We start from the raw sequence: 25,500 nt of genomic DNA on the forward strand, positions 1-25,500 counted from the left end.
CGCGAGCTTAATACGAGCCGATCAACTGGAATAGGAAGCGGGTGCCGGTATCGGTCAGACCTTGGTTATCTTCGAACGGTATGGCAACGAGCGCCCTACCATTCAGGTGCTGCCCGAAGGCAGCCCTCGCACCGATGCCGGCCGATCCTAGCTCAGCCTCGGTATATTCCACGCCGATATCGTGGTTCCAAACCGCCCCATAGTCGACGAATGCAAACACATTCAGGTTCGAGATCGGCAAGGTTTCCGGGAGTTCGATATTTCGTCCCAGTTCCAGCGACGCTGCTATGCCGCTGTCGCCTGACGCCGCCGAACCATCGAAAGCCAGGCCATAAGGATCGCCGCCGAGCACGAACTGGACCGACGACGGCACAGCGGTCGGCGCGTATTGCGCCGCTACTCGGAAGTGGGCGACCGCCAGTGAGGCGATTTCCGTGGTGAGGTCGAGGTCGGCTCGGAAAAACCTGTAGTCGTCAGGGACGCCTGGACGCGGCGCAAGCGGATCAGTACTGCTGCTCGCCCCAAGGCCGTCGAGGCCCTGACCGAAAATACCGGTTAGTGTGACGGCGCCATTTTCCAACTCACCGACATACTTAAGGGACGCGGCCAGCCATCGGAGGTCCTCGTCGGTTTGCGTTTCACCGCCCGCAGCCAGCGAGTTGTTCTTGAAGTTCAATTCGAGGCGGCCAAACAAGCTGTGTTCGATTGTCCGCAGCAGCGGGTAATTGGCATACGCGCTGCCGAACGTAGAGGCTATATCGAGATCAAGCGGTGCGAGGTCGGCGCCGGGCTGGGATGAAACGTAGCCTAGGCTGTATCCGAAATGCAGTCCGTCATACCCAATCGGAACATCGAGCGAACCCAGCACGAACCTTAATTCATCCGGAGTGTCTGGAATGGTCACCCCAACGATGTTTGCCACGTCGAAAAGCCTCAACGCATCGTTTAGTGTGCCGGTGCCAGACACCTGATAAGGACCAACGGCATCGCTACCAAGATTGTCGACAATGACGTTCGCGCCAGTCCGCGTGAACCCAACCTCGAGTTTTAAGGCGCCGCCGGCCGAAGGCGTCTCAGGACGAATGAACGTGCCTTCGATGGTAAGGCCGCCAAGATCGCTCATCAGAAGGAGTACCCGCTCGGCTTCCTTGATCCGGATGGGCCGCATGGCGACGATGCGATCGATGTAAGGTTTTAAACGCCGTTCAATATCAGGCACGGCGCTGTCGATGATGACCTGGCGTACGTAGGATTCGTAGAGGACGATGACGACGTTGCCCGATGAAAAGTCTTGCTCAGGAACAACCGCCCACGAAAAATATCCCGCCTTTTGGTAGATTTCGTCGATCCGTTCGGCAATGGCGTAGAGGTCGCCAAGGCTTATCCTTTTGCTCAACTGGTAGGCCCACGCTTGCTGCAACTGTGACGCCGGCACCGTCACGGCGCCGCGAACCGTTACCGACCTCAAGGTGAATAATATTCGTTCGGCTTGTTCGGGTGGCGTAGTCTTGCGCGCGTCGGGGACCGAAAGGTCGATCGTTCCAGGCTTCCTCGGTGCGGAATAGCGTCGGATAGTCTCGTTCTGATCCGAGATCACCGAGTCGATCTGCTCGGGAATTGTTTGGCTAAGGCTGGGCCCGACAATGAAGGCACTGATCGCAAGACAAATCGATAGGCAACGCACTGCGTCGGACCATCGGGACAGCGCCTTGCGACCAGGCATGTCAAAACTCGCTGAACTATCGTGGCAGGGAAATCAGCGGTAACTCTGAATTGGTTTAGCAGTATGCCGCGGGTCCGTCACTGGCAAAAAATACCGTCAATGGCCGAGTAACGCGCAGACAGCCTGAGCCTGAACCTCCCTCAAGTGCTCAATCAAGGCGCCTGTGGGCTCGGCAGCGTTCAGCGTGGTAGTGACCGAGCGCGTACCGTCGGCGTTGGACGCGGCCCACTGCGTATAGCCCGGGAAGTTGCCAGTATGGCCGTACACGACGCCGCACGGCGTGGTGTAGCGGAACAGTCCTAGGCCAGCCTCATTCGTCCCTGGTCCGGGCGGGCTGGAATCTCCTGATATGAACTGCATCTGCTCCTGCTGCTCGGCAGCGCCGAAAAACTTCAGCGCAAGGTCAGCCCGTATGAACGTGGACAAGTTTTCAGGAGTCGACACGATCGCACCAGATGCCCACGCGCCGCTGGGGCTGACAAAGTTGGTCACGTCCTCTGGCTGGGATCCGGGCTCAACGGCGTAGCCGTGGATGTAGGGCGTCGGCAGCGCGATTTCCGTTGTCGGGAAGCTAGTTTGCGCGAGGTTGGCAGGACCAAATATCATCTCTTGCAACAGTGCCTCGTAAGGTTTGGAGGTCACTTCTTCGGCAATCAGCCCAACCACGATATTGTCGGTGTTTGAGTAGGCATACTTAGAACCGGGGGCAAACTCGAGCGGATCGTTGCGGACCCAGTCGATGATCTTTCTCGGCTCGACGTAGCCTTGGGGATCTGTCGCCACTTGCTTGGCCAAGCCGTCGGATCGCAGGTAATCAGGTAACCCGCTGGTGTGGTTTAGCATGTGCCGAAGCGTGATCGCGGACCATGCCGCCGGCAGCCCGGGCAAATGTTGGCCGATAGTCTCGTCGAGGCCGATCCGGCCAGTCTGGACGAGATGCAGGGCAATGGCCCCGTTGAAGGCTTTTGAGACGCTGGCGATACGCATGTATTGATTGACCGCTGGCGCTACATCCGAGGACACATTGGCGCGGCCCGCACTGAGTACGGTTAGGCGGCCGTCGCGGTAAAGAGTTGCTATCGCACCTGGCGGCCCACCCTCAGTCTCGACTAGCTGCTGCAGGCCGTGTCGCACCGCTGCATCGGTTGTGGCTGACCGCGCGGCCGGCGGAGGGGGCGTGGGTGCGGGGCGTTCGGGATCGGAATGCTTTATATATCGGCCGGGATCCATTTCCTCCGGCGCCACGATGACCTCGTCGTTAACGCCAGAGTCGATGTATTCATCGGTAATGGAAAAGCCTGCCAGAAGCTGCTTTCCCGTGAGAGGGTACCAGGAGCCGAATTCGTGTGAGTATGCGGCGATTGCCAGCAAGGCCAGTTGCCGGTTGTCATATAAGTCGATTTCATAGCTTTCCGCCAATTTGCCGCCTGAATATTTTTTGTAGCCGTCAATATACGCATCACGAGGATTGTCGCCGCGGTACTTGTCTACGATGGCGCCAATGGTGACCTTGTCCTTCTTGCCCCCGAAATAGATTTTGCGAAGAAGAAAGCCCCAAGCGGCTACCCCAAACTCAGGAGCCTCGTAAACGGCGGTCTGGTTGCCGTACCTGTCGGGCAGCGTGCAACCCACATACCCTTTCATGCTATCTCGCTGCCATCTCGAGATGTTGATGGCGCCGGGATTGTTTGTTCGAAGCGCCCGTCGAGTGAGCGTATCGGACGAACTGTAGCGGGCGTCTGGCACGCTGCTGAAGAAATTGCCAATCCCGATCAGGCTCCTGAACCTGAATTCTATATCGTCAGGATATTTCGCAGAATCACGAAATGGAGGAGTTAGCTTGCGAGTGTGACTGGCGTCCCAAAACGGCAACCCCATCGCTTTGCCTGTCTCAATGCCAACTATGCCGTCGACAGGCATCCCACTATTGGCCTGAAAGGACTTCACCGCGCTCACTGTTTGCGAGCCGAACAAGCCATCGATCACAGATGCATAAACTGCCTTATCCGCCAGCACGCTCTGTAGAAGCGCAACTCTGCGATCAGGAGCGTTGCGTAGGCTCTGCCTGAATATGGGGCCGGCGGGTTGTCGTTTTGGGTTCGGTTGGGGCTTGCTGGCTCCTTCGCTCGGTGCGGAACGATTGCCAGAGGACCCGCAACTCAAATAATCCGTTGCGCTAGCTTGCTCCAGGCTCTCAAAAGCGTAGGTCGGACCACATAGCGATGCAAAGAGAATGGCAGCCGAGCAGTACGCACTCAGCTTGAGATAATGGCCGACCGTTTGGCGACTTCGCCGGACGCTGGTCAATTCCTCGATGTTCGACATGTCGTCTGACCTATGGCGAAGTCTTGTGCACCATCTTCAATATCACTTGATGAGTGCGTAACGGAAGCAGGGTTCGATATACAGGCTGCAGCGATGTCAGGCAGGCCTCGACGTCGCCGACAGACGCAAGTCTTGTTCGCGAAAACTAACCCCATCGCAACGCCCGAAGTCGGCGGCCTGCTGTCGGACAACGTCAATACCAGGGCGGCAACAGTCCGCTTCTGAATAATTGACTTGAAAGCCGCCAGTCCGCTCCCAGCCCCACACAGGTCGTTCCATAACAGCGGCTTGAAGGACCGCTCCTGGCCCACACGCGCCGTCGGAGAGCTGGTGAGTTAGGTCTCCTTCCCTGAGCGGGCTAACGGCCCCGGAACCAAGCGTCAGATTTTGACCACGAGCGCTCAGGCAAACTGCCCAATCCGTCGGCGATGCGATGATTTTTGCGTCACTAATGCGAGTGCTCGAAGCCGCACTGTCCGCAAATGCCGGCCTTTTTGGCCTGTTCGGCGTTGGCATGCTCCTTGCTTCGTTGGTGGTGTGCAGAGCGTCTAGGGTTCCGGCCGCAAAAAAACGGTGCTGGTCCAAGAGATGCGACCGCCAGGGATGCACTGAGGCATCCGGCGGAACACGGCGGGCCAAAATCCCGGGAGAACCCTGCACGGGTTTGCTGGCGCGAACCTCTCCCGGATGCGCGCTCGCAAATCCCAACATCAAGTCCGGTCGCAATCCGGATCGCGAACAGGGGTACGCAATGCTTCGCAAGCTGGCCGCAATCATCCTAGCCGCATCACTCAGCCTTCCCATCGTTTCCGCCGCCGGCGCGGCGCCCAAGAAAGACTTCAAGATATGCTGGTCGATCTATGTCGGCTGGATGCCGTGGGGCTATCTCTCCGATAGCGGCATCATGAAGAAATGGGCCGACAAAAACGGCATCAATGTCGAGATCACCCGCATCAACGACTATGTCGAAAGCATCAACCAGTACACCGCCGGCGGTTTCGACGGCTGTTCGATGACCAACATGGACGCGCTGTCGATCCCCGCAGGCGGCGGCGTCGACACCACCGCCTTGATCATCGGCGACTTCTCCAATGGTAATGATGCGGTGATCCTCAAGGACAAGGCAACGCTCGCCGACATTGCCGGCCAGAAGGTCAATCTCGTCGAGCTCTCCGTCTCGCATTACCTGCTGGCGCGGGCGCTGGACACGGTCAAGCTCGCCGAGAAGGACATCACCGTCGTCAACACCTCCGACGCCGACATGGTCGCCGCCTATGGCACCAGCGACGTCACCTCGGTCGTTACCTGGAACCCGCTGGTTTCCGAGATCGTCGCCATGCCAGGTGCGAAAAAAGTTTTCGATTCGTCGCAGATTCCCGGCGAGATCATCGACATGATGGTCGTCAACACCGAGACGCTGAAGGACAATCCGGCATTGGGCAAGGCGCTTGTCGGCGCGTGGTACGAGGTGATGGACCTGATGACCTCCGACACGCCGGAAGGCAAGGCAGCCAAGGAGGAGATGGCCAAGGCGTCCGGCACCGACCTCGCCGGCTTCGACGCGCAGCTTGCCTCGACGGCAATGTTCTTCGACCCCGCCAAGGCGGTCGAGTTCACCAACGGCAGCGAATTGCCGAAGACAATGGATCTTGTCCGCAACTTCCTGTTCAGCCACGGCATTCTCGGCACCAATGCGACGAGTGTCGACGTCGTCGGCATGAGTTTTGCCGATGGATCGACGCTGGGCGACGCCAACAACGTCAAGCTGCGTTTCGATCCAGCGTTCATGGCCGAGGCGGCAACCGCAACGCCCTGACCCGACATGCTGGCCAGGGGAATGAGTGCCAGGGATGAAGCCTCCGCGACGGGCGGGGAGGGCATTAAGCGTCCTTCCCGGCCAAAGCCGAGGGTGCGCCTTCGCATGATCAATGCGAAGGTTTCGCGCGGCGGCGCCTTGTTCCTCGGCGGCTTGCCGTTCCTGTTCGTGGCAATCGCCTATCTCTTCGCTTCGGCGCAACGACTGACGGTCAATCCCAGCGACAAGCTGCTGCCTTCGCCGGTACAGATGTGGTCGGCCTTTCTTGACCTTGCCACGGTGCCGGACAAGCGCTCGGGCGACCTCATCCTTTGGGTCGACACCTATGCCAGTCTCCTCAGGCTGTTCGCGGGCGTGGGCGTTGCCACGGTCGCCGCGCTTTCGCTCGGCATTGCCATCGGCTTCATCCCGCGGGTGCGGGCGTTCCTGCTGCCCTTCGTCACCGTCGTTTGCGTCATCCCTCCGCTGGCGCTGCTGCCGATCCTGTTCATCGCGCTCGGCCTCGGCGAAACGGCCAAGATCACGCTGATCGCCGTCGGCGTCGCGCCGGTGATGGTGCGCGACATCGCCAACCGGGTGATGGAGTTGCCACCAGAACTGGTGGCCAAGGCGCAAACGCTTGGCGGCAACAGCTGGACCACGGTCTTGCGGCTGGTGCTGCCGCAGATCATGCCGCGCCTCATCACTTGCGTGCGGCTGGCGCTCGGGCCGGCCTGGCTGTTCCTGATCGCCGCCGAAGCCATCGCCTCGACCGAAGGGCTGGGTTACCGCATCTTCCTCGTCCGCCGCTATCTCTCGATGGACGTCATCCTGCCTTATGTCGCCTGGATCACGCTGCTTGCCGTCATCACCGACTGGCTGCTGGTGCGGCTGTCGCGGGCAATCTCCCCTTGGGCGCATCCGGTGGAGGCCAGATGAGCCGCATCGTCGTTCACGGGCTGGAAAAGAACTATGGCGATGCCCGCGTGCTCGAGCGGGTCAACGTCACCGCCGAGGCCGGCGAATTCCTGTCGCTGGTCGGTGCCAGCGGCTGCGGAAAATCGACGTTCCTGCGCATCCTGCTCGGCCAGGAGCAGCAGAGCAGCGGCGTCGTCATCGTCGGCGATGGCCCGATCGTGCCCGAGCCGACGCCGCAGCGCGGCATCGTCTTTCAGCGCTATTCGGTGTTTCCGCATCTGACCGCCATGCAGAACCTGCTGCTGGTCGAAGACTTTCGCTCGGGCGGGCCGTTTGGCCGCGTCTTCGGCGCCAGGCGCAGAAACGCCAGGCAACAGGCCGAGGCCATGCTGGCGCGGGTTGGCCTTGCCCATGCGCGCGACCTCTATCCGGCATCGCTCTCCGGCGGCATGCAGCAGCGGCTGGCGATTGCGCAGACCTTGCTTGGCCGTCCGCAGATCCTGCTTCTCGACGAGCCGTTCGGTGCGCTCGATCCCGGCATCCGCGTCGAGATGCACGACCTGCTGACCGAGCTGTGGACCGAGCATGGCATGACGGTGGTGATGGTCACCCACGATATCGGCGAGGCCTTCAAGCTCGGCACCCGCGTGCTGGTTTTCGACAAGGTGCGCCACGATCCGCAGTTCCCGTCGGCTTACGGCGCGACGATCACCTACGATCTGAGGCTCGATCGCAAGACCCGGGCTTCCTCTCATCACTTGGCCAAGGTGGCCGCGATGGTCGGGACGACCCGGCCGGATACAGCAATGGCGACGACGGCGTCGTAACGGAGAGTTTGAATGTCCAGAAATATCCCCGAACGCAGCCACCGCCGGGCAGGGCTCGTCGCCCGGGCGGCCAGGGAGCGTTTTCACCACCCCGATTTCGACGCCCGCGGCACGCAGGGCTGGAAATCGATCGAGGCCGAGGGCAAGCTGCCGGAAAGCGGCTGGCGCAAAGAGCAGCAATGGGCGCTCGACATGGGCCTGCCAGGGTCGGAGTCGATCGTCGACAAGTCGATCCCGACATTCGCGCGCGGCGAGCTGCCGCATTTCGCCGGCATCAACACCTTTCTCAAGGCGCCCTATGTCGAGAACGTCCGCGATGTCGGCAAATATGATGCTGCCGTCATCGGCATTCCTTTCGACAGCGGCACCACCTACCGGCCGGGAACCCGCTTCGGGCCGCAAGGCATTCGCCGCATCTCGGCGCTCTATACGCCGTACAATTACGAGCTCGGCGTCGATTTGCGCGAGCAGATGACGCTGTGCGACGCCGGCGACGTCTTCACCATTCCCGCCAACCTCGAAAAGAGCTTCGACCAGATCACCAAGGGCGTCAGCCATGTCGCTTCGTCCGGCGCGCTGCCGATCATGCTGGGCGGCGACCACTCGATCGGTTTCCCTTGCGTGCGCGGCATCGCCGACGTGACCTCGAAGCGCATCGGCATCATCCATTTCGACCGCCATATCGACATCCAGGAAAAGGATCTCGACGAGCGCATGCACACCACGCCTTGGTACTGGGCGACCAACCTGCCGAACGTCTCGGCGACCAATCTCGTGCAGCTCGGCATCGGCGGCTGGCAGGTTCCCCGCTACGGCGTCGCCGAGGCGAGAAAACGCGGCACCAACGTGCTGACCATTGCCGACATTGAGCAGATGGGCCTCGAGAAGGCGGCGGAAATCGCGCTCGAACTCGCATGGAAGGACACCGACGCCGTCTACATCTCTTTCGACGTCGACAGCCTCGATTGCGGTTTCGTACCCGGCACCGGCTGGCCTGAGCCGGGCGGCTTCCTGCCGCGCGAGGCGCTCAAGCTGCTTGGGCTGGTGACGGCGCCTGGAATTTGCGGGCTGGAAGTGGTCGAGGTCTCGCCGCCCTACGACACGTCGGACATCACCGCGCTGTTCGGCGTGCGTGTCGTCGTCGAAGCGCTCGGCTCGATGGTCGCCCACGGCAATCTCGGCAAGCACAAATCGATCATCGACAAACCGGTGAGTTTTTGACCATGCACGACGATCATCACCACAGTCATGGCCATGGCGACGGCCACCATCATCACGGGCCGAACGGTCATCATGACCATCCGCACGCCCCCGGCCACAACGGGCCCGCTGGCAAGCCGCTGCAATGGCAGACGCCGCATCTGCCGGACCAGGCTCACGAGTTGCCGGTTGATCCCGCATCGGTCGACCTCGACCTTGTCGAAACCGCCTTCCTCGAAGGCTTTGCGCGGGCGCCGGACCCATCCAGCTTTCTGCGTCTGGCCGGCATACCCTTTGTCGGCGAAACGACGGACGGCGTGCGGCTTCATCTCTTGCGCGTCGAGACCGAGGACCTGGTCGACGTCGGCGCGGTCATGCCGCTCGTCGGCGGCACCGGCATCGCCTATCACCCGCTGCCGGCGCGCCTGACATCGCACCGCCGCCGCCTCGCTTTCATCTATCACGATGGCGCTGAGCAAAAGCCGCTCGGGTTTGCCGCGGCGCGCGCCCTTGCAGATCGTTCCGCCGCTTCACAATTCGCCGTTCCCGGGCACTGAAACCAAAACCCGTCACTCTCATCGAGCAGGTACAACCATGAAAACATTTGCAAGCATGAAAACAATGGCAAGCATGAAAACAATGGCAAGATTTGGCACCCTTTCAGCTCTCGCTGCCCTCACGCCGTCACTGGCGTTTGCCCATAGCGGCGGCGCTCACGTCCACGGCTTTTTCGCCGGCCTCGAACATCCGCTGTTCGGCATGGATCATCTGCTCGCAATGGTTGCAGTCGGCATGATCGGCGCCCGTGCCGGCGGGCCCAGTATTGTCCTAGTGCCGCTGTTCTTCGTCTCGGCCATGGTCGCAGGGGCCTTGCTCGGCATGGCCGGCATCGGCCTGCCTTCGCTTGAAACGGGCATCGCGCTGTCGCTCGTGGTCTTCGGCGCCATGGTGGGCCTCGCCAGGCCGCTGCCGCTGGCCGCCGCGGCGGCACTGGCGGCCCTGTTCGGCCTCTTCCACGGCAACGCCCACGGCCTTGAGAGTCCCGAGAGCGCCGGCGGCATCGCCTACGCCGCTGGCTTCATGCTCGCCACGTCGATGCTGCATGCAATCGGCATTCTGTCCGCTGTCAAGCTGGCTCGTTGGCCGACAACGGTCCGCACCGCTGGAATCGCCACCTCGCTGGTTGGAATGGCCATGGCGGCCCAAGCTTTTTGAGACGTAAGGCAGTCGGCGAACAGAACTGGAAAGCAAATGAGCCAGAAATGGTCGATGAGGCTGCGGCGCATCCGCGATTTGCTGTACCAGATCCTGAAGGTCCGAGCCCAACGGCTTTGAGGGGCGCGGTATTCGCGTCCCTCCGGTCGAAATGAGCGTCAGAACTCGAGCGCCTGCCTGAGCGCCGGACCGCTCCTGACACGCAGATCGAGGTCGGCCTCGATATGGTCGATGTGGTGCAGCATCAGGGCGCTGGCGCGTTCGGAATTGCCATTTTCCAGCGCCTCCAGGATATTCATGTGTTCGCTATGGCCGCAGCTCGAGACGCCCGAGCGGCCGTAGAGCGCGATCACCAGCGATGACCGCGCCACCAGTTCTTCCATGAAGCGCTGGAGGATGGCGTTTCCGGCAACCGAAGCCAGCAGCAGGTGAAAATCGCCCGAAGCCTTGATTTCCGAGCGTCTTGCATTTGGTCCGCGTTCGGCAATGAACCGGCCCTCTTCATCGAGCTGCGCCTTGAAGGCAGCGACATGGTCCGGCGTCATCCGCCCGGCTGCGGCAATCGCTATGCCGGGCTCGATCAGCCGGCGCGAAGCAAAGACCTGACGCGCTTCCTCCGGCGACGGGTTGGCGACGAAGGCGCCACGATTGCGCTCGGTCCGCACCAGCCCTTCGAAGGAGAGCATCTGCAGCGCCGCGCGCGCCACGGTGCGGCTGACATCGAATAAAGTGCCGACCTCGCCTTCCGACAGCTTGGTTCCGGGCGCCAGCCGGCGGTCGACGATCGCGTCGCGCAGCTGGTCGCGGATCGCCTGGGCGCGATCCTCGTTGGCAGCAGCAGGGAAAGTCTGGTCGGCTATATTCATGATGGTCGTCCCTGCACCTTTCTACCCTGAATCGGGTCGCTTGCACGAGGGACAAAGTGAATACGATGCCGAAAAAAGATTGCATACGATTTTTGCGAGAATCGCTGGCGATCGCCTATAATTTGTGCATTCTCAGCCATGCCGTTTCGAGGGGCAGCCGGAGGCAATTCTGATTTTCCCAAGGAATCAATCGTTTGAGGCCGATCTGGGGCAACTGGCATGCATGATGCTTTGCTTAAGTTGATTTAGAGAGGAAGCCGGATGTCCAAAGCCGCCGAAATCGACATCGTGTCCGTTTCAAAGATCTATGGCGCAACGACTGCCGTCGAAGACATCAGCTTGAAAATCCCCGCGGGAACCTATTGCTGCCTGCTCGGGCCGTCCGGCTGCGGCAAGACCTCGACGCTGCGCATGATTGCCGGCCACGAAAGCATATCGAGCGGCGACGTGCGTCTCGGCAACACGGTGGTCACCGACCTGCCGCCGGCCAGGCGCGGCACCGCCATGATGTTCCAGTCCTACGCGCTGTTTCCGCATCTCGACCTGATCGACAATGTTGCGTTCAGCCTCAAGATGAAGGGCGTCGGCAAGGAAGAGCGCCGCGCCAGGGCGCTCGATATGCTGAAGCTGATGCAGATGGAGGGCTACGCCGGCCGCCGCCCGGCGCAGCTTTCGGGCGGACAGCAGCAACGCGTCGCTCTGGCCCGCGCGCTGATCACCGACCCCGAAGCGCTGCTGCTCGACGAGCCGCTATCGGCACTCGATCCATTCCTGAAGATCCGCATGCGGGCGGAACTGAAGAAGCTGCAGACGTCGCTCGGCATCACTTTCGTCCACGTCACCCACAGCCAGGAGGAAGCGATGGCGCTCGCCGACCTGATCGTGGTCATGAATGACGGCCGTATCGAGCAGGCGGCGCATCCGCGCATCGTCTTCGAGCGGCCGGCCACCGCGTTCGTCGCCCGCTTCATGGGCGATCACAACGTCGTCTCCGGCCGCGTCAGCGGCAGCCGCGACGGCATGGTTGTCTTCGATGTGCCGGGCGGGGCCTCGCTTGCGGCCAGCGGCCAGGGCAGGGCGATCGGCGAGCCGATCGATATCGCCATTCGCACCGACCATGTGCGGATCGGCGACCCACTGGCCACCGGGCTCGGCTTCACCGGCATCGCTTCCAACGTCGAATACCGCGGCTCGACCGTAAAACTCTCGGTCAATGGCGCCGGCATCGAGGATTTTACCGTCATCGTCGACGACACCAGCTTCTTCGCCAAGCCGGTCGCCGTCGGTGACGCGGTGCCGATCGCCTGGGACGCCGAGGACGCGATTGTCCTTGGCCGTCTCGATTCCTGAACCAGAACCACCAATCAAAACAGGGGAACTGACATGACCAACACCACCGACAACAAGACAGGAATTTCCCGCCGCTCGCTGCTCAAGACCGGTGCTGCCGCCGTCGGTCTTGCCGCCGGTTCGGGTGCCATATCAGGGTTTCCGACGATCTGGGCGCAGAACCCGATCACCCTGCGCCAGTTCGGCACCGGCGTGTCGAACCTCAACGCCATTGCCGATAAGTGCAAGGCCGACCTCGGCATCACGCTGGAAATGACTGCGACCGATTCCGACGCCGCCGCCCAGCGCGCGGTGACCCAGCCGGACAGCTACGACATCGCCGACATCGAATACTGGATCGCCAAGAAGGTCTATCCGTCCGGCGTGATGCAGCCGATGGATGTCAAGAAGCTGAAATATTACGACAAAATCGTGCCGCTGTTCATCACCGGCAAGCTGACGCCCGACAGCGTCATCGCCCAAGGCACCGCGCCGCATACCGTCGGCTTCGTCGAGGCGCAGGACGCCAAGACCTTCGCCAAGCAGCCGACGCAGTGGATGACGATGGTTCCGACCATCTACAACGCCGATACGCTCGGCATCCGCCCCGACCTTGTCGGCCGCGACATCACCACCTGGGCCGACATCATGGATCCGGCCTTCAAGGGCAAGGCCGCCATTCTCAACATCCCGTCGATCGGCATCATGGATGCGGCGATGATCATGGAAGCCATGGGCAACGTCAAATATGCCGACAAGGGCAACATGACCAAGGAGGAGATCGACAAGACGATCGACTTCCTGATCAAGGCCAAGCAGGACGGCCAGTTCCGTGCCTTCTGGAAATCGTTCGACGAGAGCGTTAATTTGATGGCTTCGGGCGAAGTGGTCATCCAGTCGATGTGGTCGCCGGCCGTCGCTGCGGTGCGCTCCAAGGGAATCGCCTGCAAGTACCAGCCGCTCAAGGAAGGCTATCGCTCGTGGGGCGGCGGCCTTGGCCTGGCGGCGCACCTCAAGGGCGCCGAACTCGACGCCGCCTACGAATACATCAACTGGTACCTCTCCGGCTGGGTCGGCGCCTACCTCAACCGCCAGGGCTACTACTCGGCCGCCATGGATACGGCCAAGCAGTTCATGTCCGAGGACGAATGGGGCTACTGGGTCGACGGCAAGCCGGCCAAGGGCGATATCATGGCGCCGGACAGCAAGATCATGGAGAAGGCAGGCGCGGTGCGCGACGGCGGCTCCTTCGTCGAGCGCATGGGCAAGGTCGCCTGCTGGAACTCGGTCATGGACGAGGACCGCTACATGGTGAGGCGCTGGAACGAATTCATCGCGGCGTAGTGCAAGGCAGGCAATAACTGAGATGTTGCGTTCCTTGGCGCCCCCCTCGGTCCTGCCGGACATCTCCCCCACTTGAGGGGAGATTGGCAGCTTCGCTGTTGGCCCCTCTTCTTGCGATGTTGGAGATTGGCGAAAGCGGCGGCGACGGCCGATCTCCCCCCAAGTGGGGGAGATGTCCGGCAGGACAGAGGCGGGCGCGAAGGATCACAACCTGGCAAATTGCTCTTTCGCCACATCGTCCCGAAAGCGTTTCACATGACTGTGGCTCTCGACCAGCCTGTAGCCGCCGCCAAACCCAGGCGCCGCCGCGTCTCGGTCGCCCGCCTCGTCCCCTACCTCCAGGCGGCGCCGCTGGCGCTGATCCTCGGCGCGTTCCTTTTGCTGCCGATCCTGATGATCGCCGTGGTCTCCTTCTGGGACTACGATTTTGCGGCGATGTATCCGGATTTCCTGACCATCAACTACGCCGACACGCTCGGCTCGTGGGTCACCTGGAAAACCTATCTGAACACGCTGAAATACGCTGGTATCGTCTGGGCGCTGACGCTGTTCATCGGCTTCTGGGTCGCCTATTTCCTCGCCTTCCATATCAGGACCACCGCCATGCAGATGGTGCTGTTCCTGGTCTGCACGGTGCCGTTCCTGACCTCCAACATCATCCGCATGATTTCGTGGATTCCGGTGCTTGGCCGCAACGGCCTGGTCAACTCGACGCTGGTTGAGATCGGGCTGATCCCGAAGCCGATCGAATGGCTGCTCTATTCCGAATTCGCCGTGGTGCTGGCCATGGTGCATCTCTACACGCTGTTCATGGTGACGCCGATCTTCAACACGCTGATGCGCATCGACAAGTCGCTGATCGAGGCGGCGCGTGATGCCGGCGCGTCCGGCTGGCAGGTGTTGTGGAACGTCGTCATCCCGCTTGCCAAGCCCGGCATGGCAATCGGCACCATCTTCGTCGTCACGCTGGTGATGGCCGACTTTTCGACGGTGCAGGTGATGTCCGGCGGACAGAGCGCATCCGTCGCGCTGATGATGAAGAACCAGATGTCGCTGCTGCAATATCCGGCAGCGGCCGCCAACGCGGTCGTGCTGCTGGTGCTGGTGCTGCTGATGGTTGCCGGCATCCTGCGCATCGTCGACATCCGCAAGGAGCTGTGAGGCGATGAGCCGGGACAAGCGCACCCTTGAATTCTACGTGCTGGCCGCCTTCTTCGCCCTTTTCGTGCTGTTTCTCTACGGCCCGCTCTCGGCGATCCTGATCCTGTCCTTCCAGGGCGAGAATGGCGGGCTGACCTTTCCGCTGAACGGCGTTTCGCTGCACTGGTTCGCCAATCTGTTCGAACGCCAGGCGGTCGGCGATTTCGGCGGCAGCTTCAAGCGCTCCTTCATCCTTGGCCTGATGGTGATGATCGTCACCGTCGGCGTGTCGCTGCTTGCCGGTCTGGCCTTCCGGCAAAAATTTCGCGGCGCCACCGCATTGTTCTATCTGGCAGTCGCCAGCCTGGTCGTGCCGTCGATCATCATCTCGCTCGGCATCGGCGTCGTCTTCCAGCAGATCGGCTTTCGTCCCGCCTGGTACACCTCTGCTTTTGGTGCCCATCTGACCTGGACCTTGCCTTTCGGCGTGCTGATCATGTTCGCGGTCTTCAACCGGTTTTCGCCGGCCTATGAGGAAGCCGCGCGGGACTTGGGCGCGACCTCCTGGCAGACCTTCGCGCATGTCGTGCTGCCGATGATCGCGCCCAGCCTGATCGGTGTCGGCCTGTTCGGTTTCACCCTGTCCTATGACGAGTTCGCCCGCACCCTGATGACCTCGGGCACGTTCAACACGCTGCCGCTCGAAATCTACGGCATGACGACGAATGTGACGACGCCGGTGCTCTATGCGCTGGGCACCGTGACCACGGTATTTTCCTTCCTGGTGATTTTGGCGACGCTCGGCGCAATCGCCTATGTCGGCGGCCGTCGGCCGCGAGCTTGAGAGAACCGCAGTGCAGATCCTCGTCGTCAATCCGAACACCACCGCCAGCATGACCGAAACCATTGCAGCGGCGGCGCGGCTCGTCGCCGCCGCCGGAACGGACATCGTCGCCGTCACCTCGACGATGGGTCCGGTTTCGATCGAAGGCTACTACGACGAGGCGCTGGCCGTGCCGGGCTTGCTGGTCGAGATCGCCGACGGCGAACGCTCGGGCGCGCAGGCCGCGATCGTCGCCTGTTTCGACGACACCGGCCTCGATGCGGCGCGCGCCATGGCCAACATTCCGGTCATCGGCATCTGCGAGGCAGCGCTCAGCACGGCCTCGTTCATCGCCCAGCGCTTCACCGTCGTCACCACGACCGAGCGCTCGCGCGTGCCGGTCGAAGCGCTGGTGCAGCGCTATGGCATGGCAGGACGGGCACGCGTGCGCGCTGCCGACATTCCGGTTCTTGCGCTCGAAGACCCAACCTCCGATGCGATCCTGAAGCTGCGCGGCGAGATCGCGCGCGCGCTCGACGAGGATCGCGCCGAGGCCATCGTGCTTGGCTGTGCCGGCATGGCCGATCTCGCCGCCGCGCTGCGGCGGGAGTTCGGCGTTCCGGTCATCGACGGCGTCGGCGCCGGGGTCAAGCAGGCCGAGGCACTGATCGCGCTTGGCCTGTCGACGTCCAAGCGTGGCGCCTATGCAAACCCGCTGGCAAAGCCCTATCTTGGCGCATTGAAGTCCTTCGCCCCCGGTACCGTAGCCACCGAGTGAGGCAATGCGCCGAACGATCAGAACGCTCGCACTTGAAGACGTAAAAATCCTTGTCGACTGGGCGGCAGCGGAGGGCTGGAATCCCGGTGTTGGCGATGCCGTGGCGTTCCATGCGGCGGATCCAGAGGGCTTCATCGGCGCCTTTGTCGATGGCGAGATGGTGGCCGGTATTTCGGCCGTCGCCTATGGCGACGATTTCGGCTTCATCGGTCTCTACATCTGTCGGCCGGACAGGCGCGGTGAGGGCCATGGCAAGGCGGTCTGGGATGCCGGCATGGCGCGGCTCGGCGACCGTACGGTCGGCCTCGATGGTGTCGTCGAACAGCAGGCCAATTACCGCAGCATGGGTTTTGCGCCGGTCTACCGGACAATCCAGTTCGTCGGATCGCCGAACGCTCCGGCAGAAGCCGACAGCGACATTTGCGTCATAGGCCCGGAAGCCGATATCCTGGTCTACGACAACCGGTTCTTTCCCGCTCCGCGGCGATCCTTCCTGGAACACTGGCTCCGCCCGCCGCACATCGCGCTGGCGATCGTCAGGGATGGCGCCATCGAGGGATACGGCGTCGCCCGCCGCTGCCGGGACGGCTGCAAGATCGGGCCGCTTTTTGCCAACAGCCTGGACGCGGCAAGCCGCCTGTTCGCGGCACTCGCCAACGCTTCCGGACCTGGAAACATCCATCTCGACGTTCCCGAGACCAGCGGACAATTTGCAGCTCGGCTGACGTCCGCCAGCCTTCAACCCGGCTTCGAGACGGCTCGAATGTACAGGGGAAAAGCGCCGCAGCTCACGCAGTCGGGTGTCTTTGCGATCACGACCCTGGAGCTTGGTTGACCGGACGGCCCTAATACAGCGGCTTGGCCATGTGCCGGGGCGCTGGCCATTCGGTCGTGATCCCGGGCTGCACCGGCCGCTCGAGATAGGTCGACAGAACCACATAGCTTCGCGTCGAGGTCACGCCAGGCGTTTCGTAAAGCCGCGACAGCAGGCCTTCGAGCGCCCGTGTGTCCTCGGTGCGGACCTTGATCAGCATGCATGTGTCGCCGGCCACCGAATGGATCTCCTCGACTTCGGGATGCTCGGAGATCGCCATCAGTTCGGGGGTTTTTCCCCAGCCCTTGGTGTCGATGTGCACGAAGGCAAGCAGCGGCTTGCGCACCGCCTTGGGATCGATGATCGCCGCGGTGTTGCGAATGGCGCCGCTGCGCCGAAGCCGCTTCACCCGTTCATGCGCGGCCGGCGGCGACAGGCCGACACGATCACCGAGTTCGGCATAGCTGACCGTGGCGTCGTCGACCAGAACGCCTAATATTTTTCGGTCAATCGCGTCAACATCGCGGGCAGCAGGCCTGTTCTGCGGAATGCCATCTGTTTCTTCATCCATGGTGAAATTCCTTATTGATACAGAATTTAATACGGCGATTATCGGCATATGTCGAACAGTGATCAAGTCGCAACATTGACGGGAAGGCCGCCTATCCCGGCGCTCGCCTATCTCTTGACCGGATGCATCGCGGTGATCGGCTCGAACTCGCTGGTTCTCGGTCCGATAGCGCCGGCGGTGGCCGCGTCGTTTGCGACGAGCGTGCCGGCCGTCATGATCGCGTCCGCTGCGTTCGGGCTTGGCACGTCGGCAAGCGCCTTGTTCCTGGCCCGCCATATCGATCGGCTTGGCGCCCGCCGCATGCTGCAAGGGGCGTTGCTGCTGCTGGCGGTCGCGCTTCTCGCCAGCGCCGCCGCGCCGACGGTAACGATGCTGGTTACGGCCCAGCTTGTGGCGGGCATCGCCGCCGGTATCGCCATGCCGGCAATCTATGCCAGCGCCGCGGCGATCGCGCCGCCTGGCCGCGAAAGCGGAACCATCGGCGTCGTGCTGACCGGATGGACCCTGAGCATGGTCGCCGGCGTCTCATTGTCGGCGGTGCTTGCCGACCTCGTCCATTGGCGCGCCGTTTTCGCAGCGGTTGCGGTGCTTGCGGCGCTCGCGTTAACCGGCCTTACGCTGACATCGTTGAGCGACGTCAGGAAAAGCGGCCCGGCGCCGACGCCGCTCGGCGCCTTGGCCGTTCCCGGCATAGTGCCGCTCCTGGTCGCCTGCGGCGCCTTCATGACCGCCTTCTACGGCGTCTATGGCTATCTTGGCGATCACCTTCACAACGGCTTGGGACGGCCGGTCAGCGCCAACGGCTTGGCGGCGCTCGCCTATGGCGCCGGCTTCGGCATGGCGGCACTGCTTGACGGCGTGATCGATCGACTTGGCGCGCGACGCGTCATGCCGTTCGCCTATCTCCTCGTCGCGGCCGTCTACGTCGCGCTCGCCGCGGCAGGCAGTAGTTTCCATCTGACCATCGCGATGGTCGCGCTCTGGGGTCTTGCCAATCATTTCGGGCTGAACGTCCTGGTGATGCGCCTCTCGGCGCTCGATCCGGCGCGGCGCGGCACGATCATGGGCCTGAACAGCGCAGTGACCTATCTCGCGGTGTTTGTCGGCACTACCGCCTTCGGTCCGCTCTATTCCAGCTTCGGCTTTGCGGCATCGGCAATGGTCGCCGCGCTGCTCATGCTGGTTGCCGCTGCGGCGGCGGCGTGGCATTCGCCGCGGCCCGTGTAGTCGCGGAGCCACGCGGCGGCAGAGCTTGCGCTCCCGTCCTTTCCTTCGATAAATGCAAATGAAAGTGCCACGGGTCCGGAAGCGCTGTATACCGGTATCCGGCTGTGAGCCTGTCTGGACAAGCGATGAACATGACGCTTGAAACCACCGCCGACCCTTCGCCGAAAGAACTCGCTTTCCTCGGGGAGCGGCTCAGCGCGTTCAACGACAGCGAAGTCGGTCCGGCCAACAGGAAGGTGCTCGCCGTGTTCCTGCGCGACGAGCACCGTGCGGTTGTCGGCGGCATCTCGGGATACACCGCCTGGGGCTGGCTCTATGTGCAGTGGCTGTGGGTTGATGAGCGGCTGCGCGGCCGGCGCATGGCCGGCAGGATGCTGGACGCAGCCGAACAGGAGGCCGTCGCACGCGGCTGTCATGGCGCCTTGATCGACACCTTCAATCCCCGGGCGGCCAAGGCCTATGAGCGTCAGGGGTATCGGCTGTTCGGCGTGCTTCCCGATTTTCCCGCCGGTCGCAGCCGCGTCTTCCTGCAGAAGAAACTGCTGGCTTGATCAGCCGGCAAGGCGTCCGCCGCGCATCGGCTGTGGCACACCGGTGGTGGTCGGAAAACTGATCGGCAGGCCCCTGAGCACGCGAACCGCCAGGAAGGCAAAGCACTCCGCCTCGACCGCGTCACCCTTCCAGCCGAGCGCCTCCGCCGGCACCGCTTCGACACCAGCGCGGCTGGCGAGCATGGCCATGATCGTCGGGTTGTGGCGGCCGCCGCCGCTGACCACCAGCCGCTTCGGCCGGTGCGGCAGGAGGTCGAGCGCCTTGCCGGCGGCCGCAGCGGTGAAGGCCGTCAGCAGTGCGGCGCCATCCTCAGCGTTCATCCCGTCCGCCATGGCTGCGCCGAAATCGAACCGGTCAAGCGACTTTGGATAGGGCTTGGCCAGGTAGGGATGCTGCAGGAGCTTGGCCAGCCGGTCTTCGTCGACGGTGCCGGTCCGCGCCAGCGCGCCGTCGCGGTCCATTTCGCCCAGCCCTTTCGCCTTGATGAAATCGTTCAGCGGCGCATTGGCCGGTCCGGTGTCGAAAGCGACGACATTGTCCTTGCCGTCCCACCAGGTGATGTTGGCGACGCCGCCGAGATTGAGAACCGCGGTGTCGCCGCTGATATCGGCGTCGCGCAGCAGCGCGGCGTGATAGGCGGCCGACAGCGGCGCCCCTTGCCCGCCGGCGCGCATGTCGGCCGAACGGAAGTCATAGGCGACCTTGGTCCCCAGGATTGCATGCATCAACGCCCCATCGCCGAGCTGGCGGGTCTGGCCGAGCCGGCCGGATTGCGGGGCGCGATGCAGCACGGTCTGGCCATGGAAGCCGACGACGCCGATATCGGCCATCGTCAGCCCGTAGCTTTCGACCAGGTCCCTGACGGCCGCTGATTGGGCGCGCGTCAGCGCTTGTTCAGCTTCGCGAAAGATCGCCGGCTCCGGTCCGGCAAAATTCCACGCCCTGGCCTGATCCAGCGTCTCCTCCAGCAGCGTCCGGATCGAGCCGGGGTAAGGCGCCAGCGTATAGGTGCCGAAATCCGCGATCCGCTCGCCGTCGGTCTTGATCAGCGCAACATCGATATTGCCGTCCAGCACGGTGCCGGTCATCAGCCCGACGGCCCAGATTGGTTCGCCACTTTTCGCAATCATCATTTGTTAGGCTCCGTTGACGCGATCGCCGACCGATGGGCGAATCTCGATAATCCCGCTGTCGAAATGATGTGTCGGATGGATCCGTTTGGTGAGCAAGGTCCCACGCCCTGCCTTTGTCGAAGTCGATCCGCCCTGTATACTGGTATACCGGTATCCAGGGTCACAGCGTCTTTTCGCCGATCGCCTTTCGCAAAAACCCGCCCGCATTGTCGAGCGCCTTGCGTGCCTCTTCGATGCCCATCCCGGTGATTGTCACCAGTATCGCCAGCTTGACGTCTTTGCCGGTCTGGTCGAGCGCCCGTCGAGCCTGCTGCGCTGTGCAGCCCGTGGTCTGCATGACGATCCCGACCGCCCTGGCGACAAGCTTCTTGTTGCTGGGATTAAGGTCGACCATCAGGTTCTGATAGCTCTTGCCGATCCGGATCATGCTGGCTGTCGTCAGCATGTTGAGAACCAGCTTTTGCGCGGTTCCCGACTTCAGCCGGGTCGAGCCGGCGAGAACCTCGGGGCCGACAAGCGGAGAGATGGCGATATCGGCAATGCCGGCAATGACTGAACTGGGATTGCAGGAAAGCGCCACGGTCGTTGCTCCCACCTGCCTTGCATAGGTCAAGCCGCCGATGACGTAGGGTGTGCGGCCGCTGACCGCGATGCCGACCACCACATCGTCGGCGGTCAACTTGATGTCCTGCAGTGCCTTGATGCCTTGTTGCGGATCGTCCTCGGCGCCTTCCACAGCCCGCACCAGCGCATTCGGGCCGCCCGCGATCAGGCCGAGCACCATGTCCTCGGGCACGCCGAATGTTGGCGGACACTCCGAGGCGTCGAGGACCCCCAGCCGGCCGCTCGTGCCGGCGCCCATATAGACAAGCCGCGCGCCTTTTTGAAACGCATTAACGATCCGGTCTACCGCGGCAGCAATTTCCGGAATGACCTTCTCGACGGCGGCCGGAACGCCGCTGTCCTCGTCATTGATCAGGCGCAGGATCTCGATGGTCGGCAGCAGGTCGATATCCATCGTCCTCGGGTTCCGATCCTCGGAAACCAACCGTTCCAGCTCCGCCATCAACTCCTGTTCGTTCATCCGCCTGCTTTCAAACTTCTTGCCATCGGTAACAAGTAATGTGATGCGGCGCCGGGCGTTGACCAGTACCAGCGACTGGCATCGACAGGCTCGCCAGCGAAACAAATGTTGACAACATCATCTGTTGTTGGTCAAAGTTCAGCATGAATTGCGCGGACCGGGGTGAGGCGATGGACGACCTTGGAGCACAGGAACAGGCAGTGCTGGATCTGATCGCGGCGAACCCGTTCGCCGGCCAGCAGGATATAGCGACCGCGCTCGGCATTGCCCGCTCGACCGTCGCGGCCCACATCGTGCAGCTCGTCAACAAGGGCTACATTCTTGGCCGTGGCTATGTGCTGCCGGCGTCCAAGCGTATGATCTGCATCGGCGGCGCCGTCCTCGACCGCAAGTACCACGCCAGGAAGGATCTGATCTTGGGGACGTCGAACCCGGTCGACGGCTATCGCAGCTTCGGCGGCGTCGCCCGCAACGTCGCCGAGAACCTTGTCCGCCTCGGCGTCGACATAAGCTTCGTCTCGATTGTCGGCGACGACGAGACCGGCCGCTCGCTGGTGCGGCATCTGCGCGACCTCGGCGCCGACGTCAGCCAGGTCATCACGTCAACGGAGCGGCCGACGGCGGAATATGCAGCGATCCTCGACCTCAACAACGATCTCGTGCTCGGCATCGCCGACATGGAGATCTTCGATCTGTTTTTGCCATCCTGTCTCGACCGTTTCTGGCCGCATCTGGCTTCGGCGAATTGGGTGTTCATCGACTGCAACCTGCCGGCCGCGACGATCGCAGCGCTGATGTCACGCAAGCAGGGCGCGCGCTTCAAGCTCGCCGTCGACACAGTGTCGTCGCCGAAATCGGCACGCCTGCCCAAGGACCTGTCCGGCATCGACCTTTTGTTCACCAACCATGACGAGGCCAATACGATGCTTGGCATCACCGATGCCGACAAGCGGCTGAAGCCGAAAGAGGCCGCGGCGGCGCTGCGCGCGGCCGGCGCCAGCGAGGTGATCGTGACCATGGGCGCGCACGGATTTGCGGTCGCGACCGAAGGCGGCGTGGCAACGATGCGTTCCGTCCCGGCCCGCGCCGTCGACATCACCGGAGCCGGCGACGCAATGATTGCCGGCACCATGTACAAGGTGCTTTCGGGCGATCCCGTGCTCGACGCGGCGCGCACCGGGGCGCTGCTCGCCACGCTGACCACCGAGAGCGAATCCAGCGTCCACCCCGATCTGTCGCCGCGCTTCCTCACCGCCGGCATGTACCGCATTCCCGCCTGAAGCCAGACGACCCTGAACGCGAGTCGAACCCTGAAAGCGAAACGACGATGAAACCTTCCCTTCTCCATCTGAACGACGAAGTCGCTGCAGCACTTCGTGAAGGCCGCGCGGTGGTGGCGCTGGAATCGACGATCATCACCCACGGCATGCCCTATCCGGCCAATCTGGAGACTGCCCGCAGCGTCGAGATCGTGGTGCGTAAGAATGGCGCCGTGCCCGCCACCATCGCGGTGGTTGCCGGCAAGATCAAGGTCGGGCTCGATGACCGCGAGCTGGAGCAGCTGGCAGCGGCAAAGGACGTGGTCAAGGCGTCCGGGCGCGACCTCGCCGCCATCATGGTGAGCGGCGGCTCGGCCGGGACGACGGTCTCGGCGACGATGCGGATCGCTGCATTGGCTGGCATCGGTATTTTCGCGACCGGCGGCGTCGGCGGCGTGCATCGTGGCGCCGAGGCCACGTTCGATATTTCGGCCGACCTGACCGAACTCGGCCAGACCGGCACGACCGTCGTCTGCGCCGGCGTGAAATCGATCCTCGATATTGCAAAAACGCTGGAATATCTGGAGACCCAGCGCGTGCCGGTGATTGCCTACCAGAGCGACGACTTTCCGGCTTTTTATACGCGCTCCAGCGGACTTAAAGCCGATCACCGCCTCGATACGCCGCAGGACATTGCGCGGGCCATGCTGCTGCACGAGCAGATCGGCTCGGGCACAGGCATCCTCGTCGCCAACCCAATTCCGCAAGTGGATGCGCTCGATCCGGCCTTCATCGACGGCACGATCAGGGCAGCGGTGGCGGAAGCCGAAGAACGCGGCATCGGACGCAAGGAGCTGACGCCGTTCCTGCTCGCCCGCATCAACGAGCTTTCGCAAGGCCGCAGCCTGAAGGCCAACATCGCGCTGGTCCGCAACAACGCCGCGCTTGCCGCTCGCATCGCCGTGGCGCATGCGGGATTGAAGGACATGAAATAGCGGAACTGCCGGCCACAATCGCTGACCTGTCCAGCCGCTTTCCAGCCGCGACAGGAGTTCGGCAACCCTCTGGAACATGGGGCTCATTCGTCCGCCCTGGGAGCCTCGGTCTCGGCGCGAACCAGCTTGATGTCGGCGCCCGCGGCCCAAGCGCCGATATCTTCCCGGCGCAATGCCGCCGCCATCATGTCCGGAAACAAATCCGGCGTGCAGGCGAAGACCGGAATGCCAAGTGCGGCAACCGAAACTGCCATTTGCCGGATCATGGCCGGGCCGGCCTTGGTCGGTCAGTGCCAGAAGCACGACGACATTGATGCCGGATCGAACCAGCGCCGCCAGCCGCCGCAGCAATTCCTGGCCATTGCCGCCCTCGTAGAGATCGGTCACCAGCACCAGATGCGACTTGGTTGGCCGCTCGATACGGTCGGCGCAATTCAGACTGGCCCCGCCCTGCACGATGGCTGCTTCAGCAGGCCTTTTTTGCCCTCTCAAGGTGATTTGAACGCTGCGGCGCTTGACTCTTGCGGCACCTTGTGAAAAATTTTGCATCAACTGATAAAAATATCTTAGGGCGGAAATGGTTGGTTTTGGAAACGGCCTCCTGCGCGACGATGAAACCAGTATGGCGACGCGCGCCGCCTGGCTCCATTATGCTGGCGGGCTGACCCAGTCGGAGGTTGCCAAGCGGCTTGGCCTGACCAGCCTCAAGGCGCATCGCCTTATCACCAAGGCCAATCAGGAAGGGCTGGTCAAAGTCTATATCGACGGCGAAGTGTCGGAATGCGTCGCGCTTGAAGACGATTTGTCCAGCCGCTACGGCCTCGATTATTGCGAGGTCGTTCCCGACTTCGATGGCGAGGACTTGCCGCTCAAGGCGCTCGGCATCGCCGGCGCGCAGTTCCTCAAGCGTGAGATCGAACGCGGCGAGGATACGCTGATCGGCGTCGGCCATGGCCGCACGCTCGCCGCCTGCGTCGAATATCTGCCGCGCATATCGGCCGAAAAGACCCGATTCGTCTCATTGCTCGGCGGCCTGACGCGCAAGTTCTCGGCCAATCCGCACGACGTCATTCACCGCCTGGCCGAACGGACCGGCGCCGAAGCCTATGTGATGCCGGTGCCGATGTTCGCCAACACGGTCGAGGATCGAACCGTGCTGCTCGGGCAGAAGGGCATCAGCGAGGTTTTTGATCTCGGCAAGTCCGCCGACCTGCTCATCGCCGGCATCGGCACTGCCGAGCGCGAGGCGTCGCTGGTCGCCACCGGCATGATCGAGAAGGGCGAAATGGAGGAGATCCGCCGCAACGGCGGAGTCGGCGAGCTGCTCGGCCATTTCTTCGATGACGCTGGAAAGGCGGTCGAGACGACGCTTTCCAACCGGGCGCTGGCACTGGCGCGCGAAGACATCAGCAATCGCAGGATTGTCGCCGTTGCCGGCGGCAAGGTGAAGGTTCGTGCCATCAAATCGGTGTTGGAGGGCCGCTATCTCAAGGGCCTGGTCACCGATGAGCGGACGGCGCGAAAACTCGTGGAGCAGACGCCGGTCGGGTAGCCGGCAGCCATTCGATTGAAACTACCCTGT

Annotated in this window: 24 protein-coding genes, 2 pseudogenes and 1 riboswitch; of the genes and pseudogenes, 17 read left to right on the forward strand and 9 right to left on the reverse strand. The window is 62.6% G+C overall.

Features of this window, described 5'->3' with window-relative positions; translation table 11 throughout:
* Window positions 1-7: 7 nt before the first annotated feature.
* Both AC0L3H_RS02700 and AC0L3H_RS02705 read right to left on the reverse strand, forming a co-directional pair.
* Window positions 8-1,723, reverse strand: a complete 1,716-nt coding sequence (locus tag AC0L3H_RS02700) for a ShlB/FhaC/HecB family hemolysin secretion/activation protein (protein ID WP_473493152.1) — start codon at window positions 1,721-1,723, stop codon at window positions 8-10.
* Window positions 1,724-1,819: 96 nt separating this feature from the next.
* Window positions 1,820-4,048: a serine hydrolase gene (locus AC0L3H_RS02705; protein ID WP_473584417.1), complete on the reverse strand. Its 2,229-nt coding sequence runs from the start codon at window positions 4,046-4,048 to the stop codon at window positions 1,820-1,822.
* Between the two features lie 537 nt (window positions 4,049-4,585).
* A riboswitch (guanidine-I (ykkC/yxkD leader) is annotated at window positions 4,586-4,700 on the forward strand.
* A 99-nt stretch (window positions 4,701-4,799) separates the two neighbouring features.
* Here AC0L3H_RS02705 and AC0L3H_RS02710 point away from each other — a divergent pair.
* The 6 genes from AC0L3H_RS02710 to AC0L3H_RS02735 all read left to right on the forward strand — a co-directional run bounded on the left by AC0L3H_RS02710 (window position 4,800) and on the right by AC0L3H_RS02735 (window position 10,003).
* Window positions 4,800-5,864, forward strand: coding sequence for a putative urea ABC transporter substrate-binding protein (locus AC0L3H_RS02710; protein WP_473584418.1), 1,065 nt, complete (start codon window positions 4,800-4,802; stop codon window positions 5,862-5,864).
* Window positions 5,865-5,969: 105 nt separating this feature from the next.
* Window positions 5,970-6,782: an ABC transporter permease gene (locus tag AC0L3H_RS02715; protein WP_473494071.1), complete on the forward strand. Its 813-nt coding sequence runs from the start codon at window positions 5,970-5,972 to the stop codon at window positions 6,780-6,782.
* The gene (locus AC0L3H_RS02720; RefSeq protein ID WP_473584419.1) at window positions 6,779-7,588 is read left to right on the forward strand and encodes an ATP-binding cassette domain-containing protein; all 810 of its coding nucleotides are present in this window, start codon (window positions 6,779-6,781) and stop codon (window positions 7,586-7,588) included. The genes AC0L3H_RS02715 and AC0L3H_RS02720 overlap by 4 nt, the downstream gene beginning before the upstream one ends.
* A 12-nt stretch (window positions 7,589-7,600) precedes the next feature.
* A complete protein-coding gene (locus tag AC0L3H_RS02725; RefSeq protein ID WP_077381532.1) occupies window positions 7,601-8,809 on the forward strand; it encodes an agmatinase family protein in 1,209 nt (402 codons plus the stop codon).
* A 2-nt stretch (window positions 8,810-8,811) separates the two neighbouring features.
* Window positions 8,812-9,345, forward strand: coding sequence for a hypothetical protein (locus tag AC0L3H_RS02730; RefSeq protein WP_473584420.1), 534 nt, complete (start codon window positions 8,812-8,814; stop codon window positions 9,343-9,345).
* Between the two features lie 82 nt (window positions 9,346-9,427).
* Window positions 9,428-10,003: a HupE/UreJ family protein gene (locus tag AC0L3H_RS02735; RefSeq protein ID WP_473584421.1), complete on the forward strand. Its 576-nt coding sequence runs from the start codon at window positions 9,428-9,430 to the stop codon at window positions 10,001-10,003.
* A 158-nt stretch (window positions 10,004-10,161) separates the two neighbouring features.
* Here AC0L3H_RS02735 and AC0L3H_RS02740 read toward each other — a convergent pair whose 3' ends face one another.
* Entirely contained in the window at window positions 10,162-10,869 is a 708-nt protein-coding gene (locus AC0L3H_RS02740; RefSeq protein WP_473584422.1) for a GntR family transcriptional regulator, read from the reverse strand.
* Between the two features lie 261 nt (window positions 10,870-11,130).
* On the opposite strand from AC0L3H_RS02740, the gene AC0L3H_RS02745 reads away from it, so the two are divergent.
* The 6 genes from AC0L3H_RS02745 (at window position 11,131) to AC0L3H_RS02770 (ending at window position 17,118) form a co-directional block, all read left to right on the forward strand.
* On the forward strand, window positions 11,131-12,219 hold the full coding sequence (locus AC0L3H_RS02745) for an ABC transporter ATP-binding protein (RefSeq protein WP_473520556.1): 1,089 nt from the start codon (window positions 11,131-11,133) through the stop codon (window positions 12,217-12,219).
* 33 nt (window positions 12,220-12,252) lie between these two features.
* Window positions 12,253-13,542: an ABC transporter substrate-binding protein gene (locus AC0L3H_RS02750; protein ID WP_473584423.1), complete on the forward strand. Its 1,290-nt coding sequence runs from the start codon at window positions 12,253-12,255 to the stop codon at window positions 13,540-13,542.
* A 255-nt stretch (window positions 13,543-13,797) separates the two neighbouring features.
* Window positions 13,798-14,703, forward strand: coding sequence for an ABC transporter permease (locus AC0L3H_RS02755; protein WP_473584424.1), 906 nt, complete (start codon window positions 13,798-13,800; stop codon window positions 14,701-14,703).
* A 4-nt stretch (window positions 14,704-14,707) separates the two neighbouring features.
* Complete coding sequence (locus AC0L3H_RS02760) at window positions 14,708-15,526, forward strand: ABC transporter permease (RefSeq protein ID WP_023800164.1); 819 nt, start codon at window positions 14,708-14,710, stop codon at window positions 15,524-15,526.
* Window positions 15,498-16,283 (forward strand): aspartate/glutamate racemase family protein, encoded by a 786-nt coding sequence (locus AC0L3H_RS02765; protein WP_473584425.1) that lies wholly within the window; start codon window positions 15,498-15,500, stop codon window positions 16,281-16,283. The genes AC0L3H_RS02760 and AC0L3H_RS02765 overlap by 29 nt, the downstream gene beginning before the upstream one ends.
* A 4-nt stretch (window positions 16,284-16,287) precedes the next feature.
* Window positions 16,288-17,118: a GNAT family N-acetyltransferase gene (locus AC0L3H_RS02770; RefSeq protein ID WP_473584426.1), complete on the forward strand. Its 831-nt coding sequence runs from the start codon at window positions 16,288-16,290 to the stop codon at window positions 17,116-17,118.
* A gap of 10 nt (window positions 17,119-17,128) precedes the next feature.
* On the opposite strand, the gene AC0L3H_RS02775 is transcribed toward AC0L3H_RS02770, so the two are convergent.
* Window positions 17,129-17,668: an Lrp/AsnC family transcriptional regulator gene (locus AC0L3H_RS02775; RefSeq protein WP_287298671.1), complete on the reverse strand. Its 540-nt coding sequence runs from the start codon at window positions 17,666-17,668 to the stop codon at window positions 17,129-17,131.
* A 48-nt stretch (window positions 17,669-17,716) separates the two neighbouring features.
* On the opposite strand from AC0L3H_RS02775, the gene AC0L3H_RS02780 reads away from it, so the two are divergent.
* Together AC0L3H_RS02780 and AC0L3H_RS02785 are read left to right on the forward strand one after the other, a co-directional pair.
* Window positions 17,717-18,895 carry an MFS transporter gene (locus AC0L3H_RS02780; protein ID WP_473584427.1) on the forward strand — a complete coding sequence of 393 codons (1,179 nt, stop codon included), beginning with the start codon at window positions 17,717-17,719 and terminating at the stop codon, window positions 18,893-18,895.
* Between the two features lie 125 nt (window positions 18,896-19,020).
* On the forward strand, window positions 19,021-19,446 hold the full coding sequence (locus AC0L3H_RS02785; RefSeq protein WP_473584428.1) for a GNAT family N-acetyltransferase: 426 nt from the start codon (window positions 19,021-19,023) through the stop codon (window positions 19,444-19,446).
* Here the strand turns inward: AC0L3H_RS02785 and AC0L3H_RS02790 are convergent, their stop codons facing one another.
* The 3 genes and pseudogenes from AC0L3H_RS02790 to murQ form a co-directional block, all read right to left on the reverse strand.
* Window positions 19,447-20,577: an anhydro-N-acetylmuramic acid kinase gene (locus AC0L3H_RS02790; RefSeq protein WP_473584608.1), complete on the reverse strand. Its 1,131-nt coding sequence runs from the start codon at window positions 20,575-20,577 to the stop codon at window positions 19,447-19,449. It lies immediately after the preceding gene.
* 6 nt (window positions 20,578-20,583) lie between these two features.
* Window positions 20,584-20,707, reverse strand: a pseudogene (locus tag AC0L3H_RS02795) (esterase); the annotation flags it as partial.
* A gap of 33 nt (window positions 20,708-20,740) precedes the next feature.
* Window positions 20,741-21,664 carry an N-acetylmuramic acid 6-phosphate etherase gene (murQ, locus tag AC0L3H_RS02800; protein ID WP_473584429.1) on the reverse strand — a complete coding sequence of 308 codons (924 nt, stop codon included), beginning with the start codon at window positions 21,662-21,664 and terminating at the stop codon, window positions 20,741-20,743.
* A 170-nt stretch (window positions 21,665-21,834) separates the two neighbouring features.
* Between murQ and AC0L3H_RS02805 the strand changes: the two genes are divergently transcribed.
* A complete protein-coding gene (locus AC0L3H_RS02805; RefSeq protein WP_473584430.1) occupies window positions 21,835-22,944 on the forward strand; it encodes a carbohydrate kinase in 1,110 nt (369 codons plus the stop codon).
* Window positions 22,945-22,991: 47 nt separating this feature from the next.
* Window positions 22,992-23,918: a pseudouridine-5'-phosphate glycosidase gene (locus tag AC0L3H_RS02810; protein WP_473584431.1), complete on the forward strand. Its 927-nt coding sequence runs from the start codon at window positions 22,992-22,994 to the stop codon at window positions 23,916-23,918.
* An 83-nt stretch (window positions 23,919-24,001) separates the two neighbouring features.
* Here AC0L3H_RS02810 and AC0L3H_RS02815 read toward each other — a convergent pair whose 3' ends face one another.
* On the reverse strand, window positions 24,002-24,172 hold the full coding sequence (locus AC0L3H_RS02815; RefSeq protein ID WP_473494051.1) for a hypothetical protein: 171 nt from the start codon (window positions 24,170-24,172) through the stop codon (window positions 24,002-24,004).
* Between the two features lie 61 nt (window positions 24,173-24,233).
* Window positions 24,234-24,467, reverse strand: a pseudogene (locus AC0L3H_RS02820) (hypothetical protein); the annotation flags it as partial.
* A gap of 28 nt (window positions 24,468-24,495) precedes the next feature.
* On the opposite strand from AC0L3H_RS02820, the gene AC0L3H_RS02825 reads away from it, so the two are divergent.
* Window positions 24,496-25,470 (forward strand): sugar-binding transcriptional regulator, encoded by a 975-nt coding sequence (locus AC0L3H_RS02825; RefSeq protein ID WP_287341386.1) that lies wholly within the window; start codon window positions 24,496-24,498, stop codon window positions 25,468-25,470.
* The last annotated feature ends 30 nt before the right edge of the window (window positions 25,471-25,500 follow it).

The organism is Mesorhizobium sp. WSM4816, assembly GCF_055811535.1.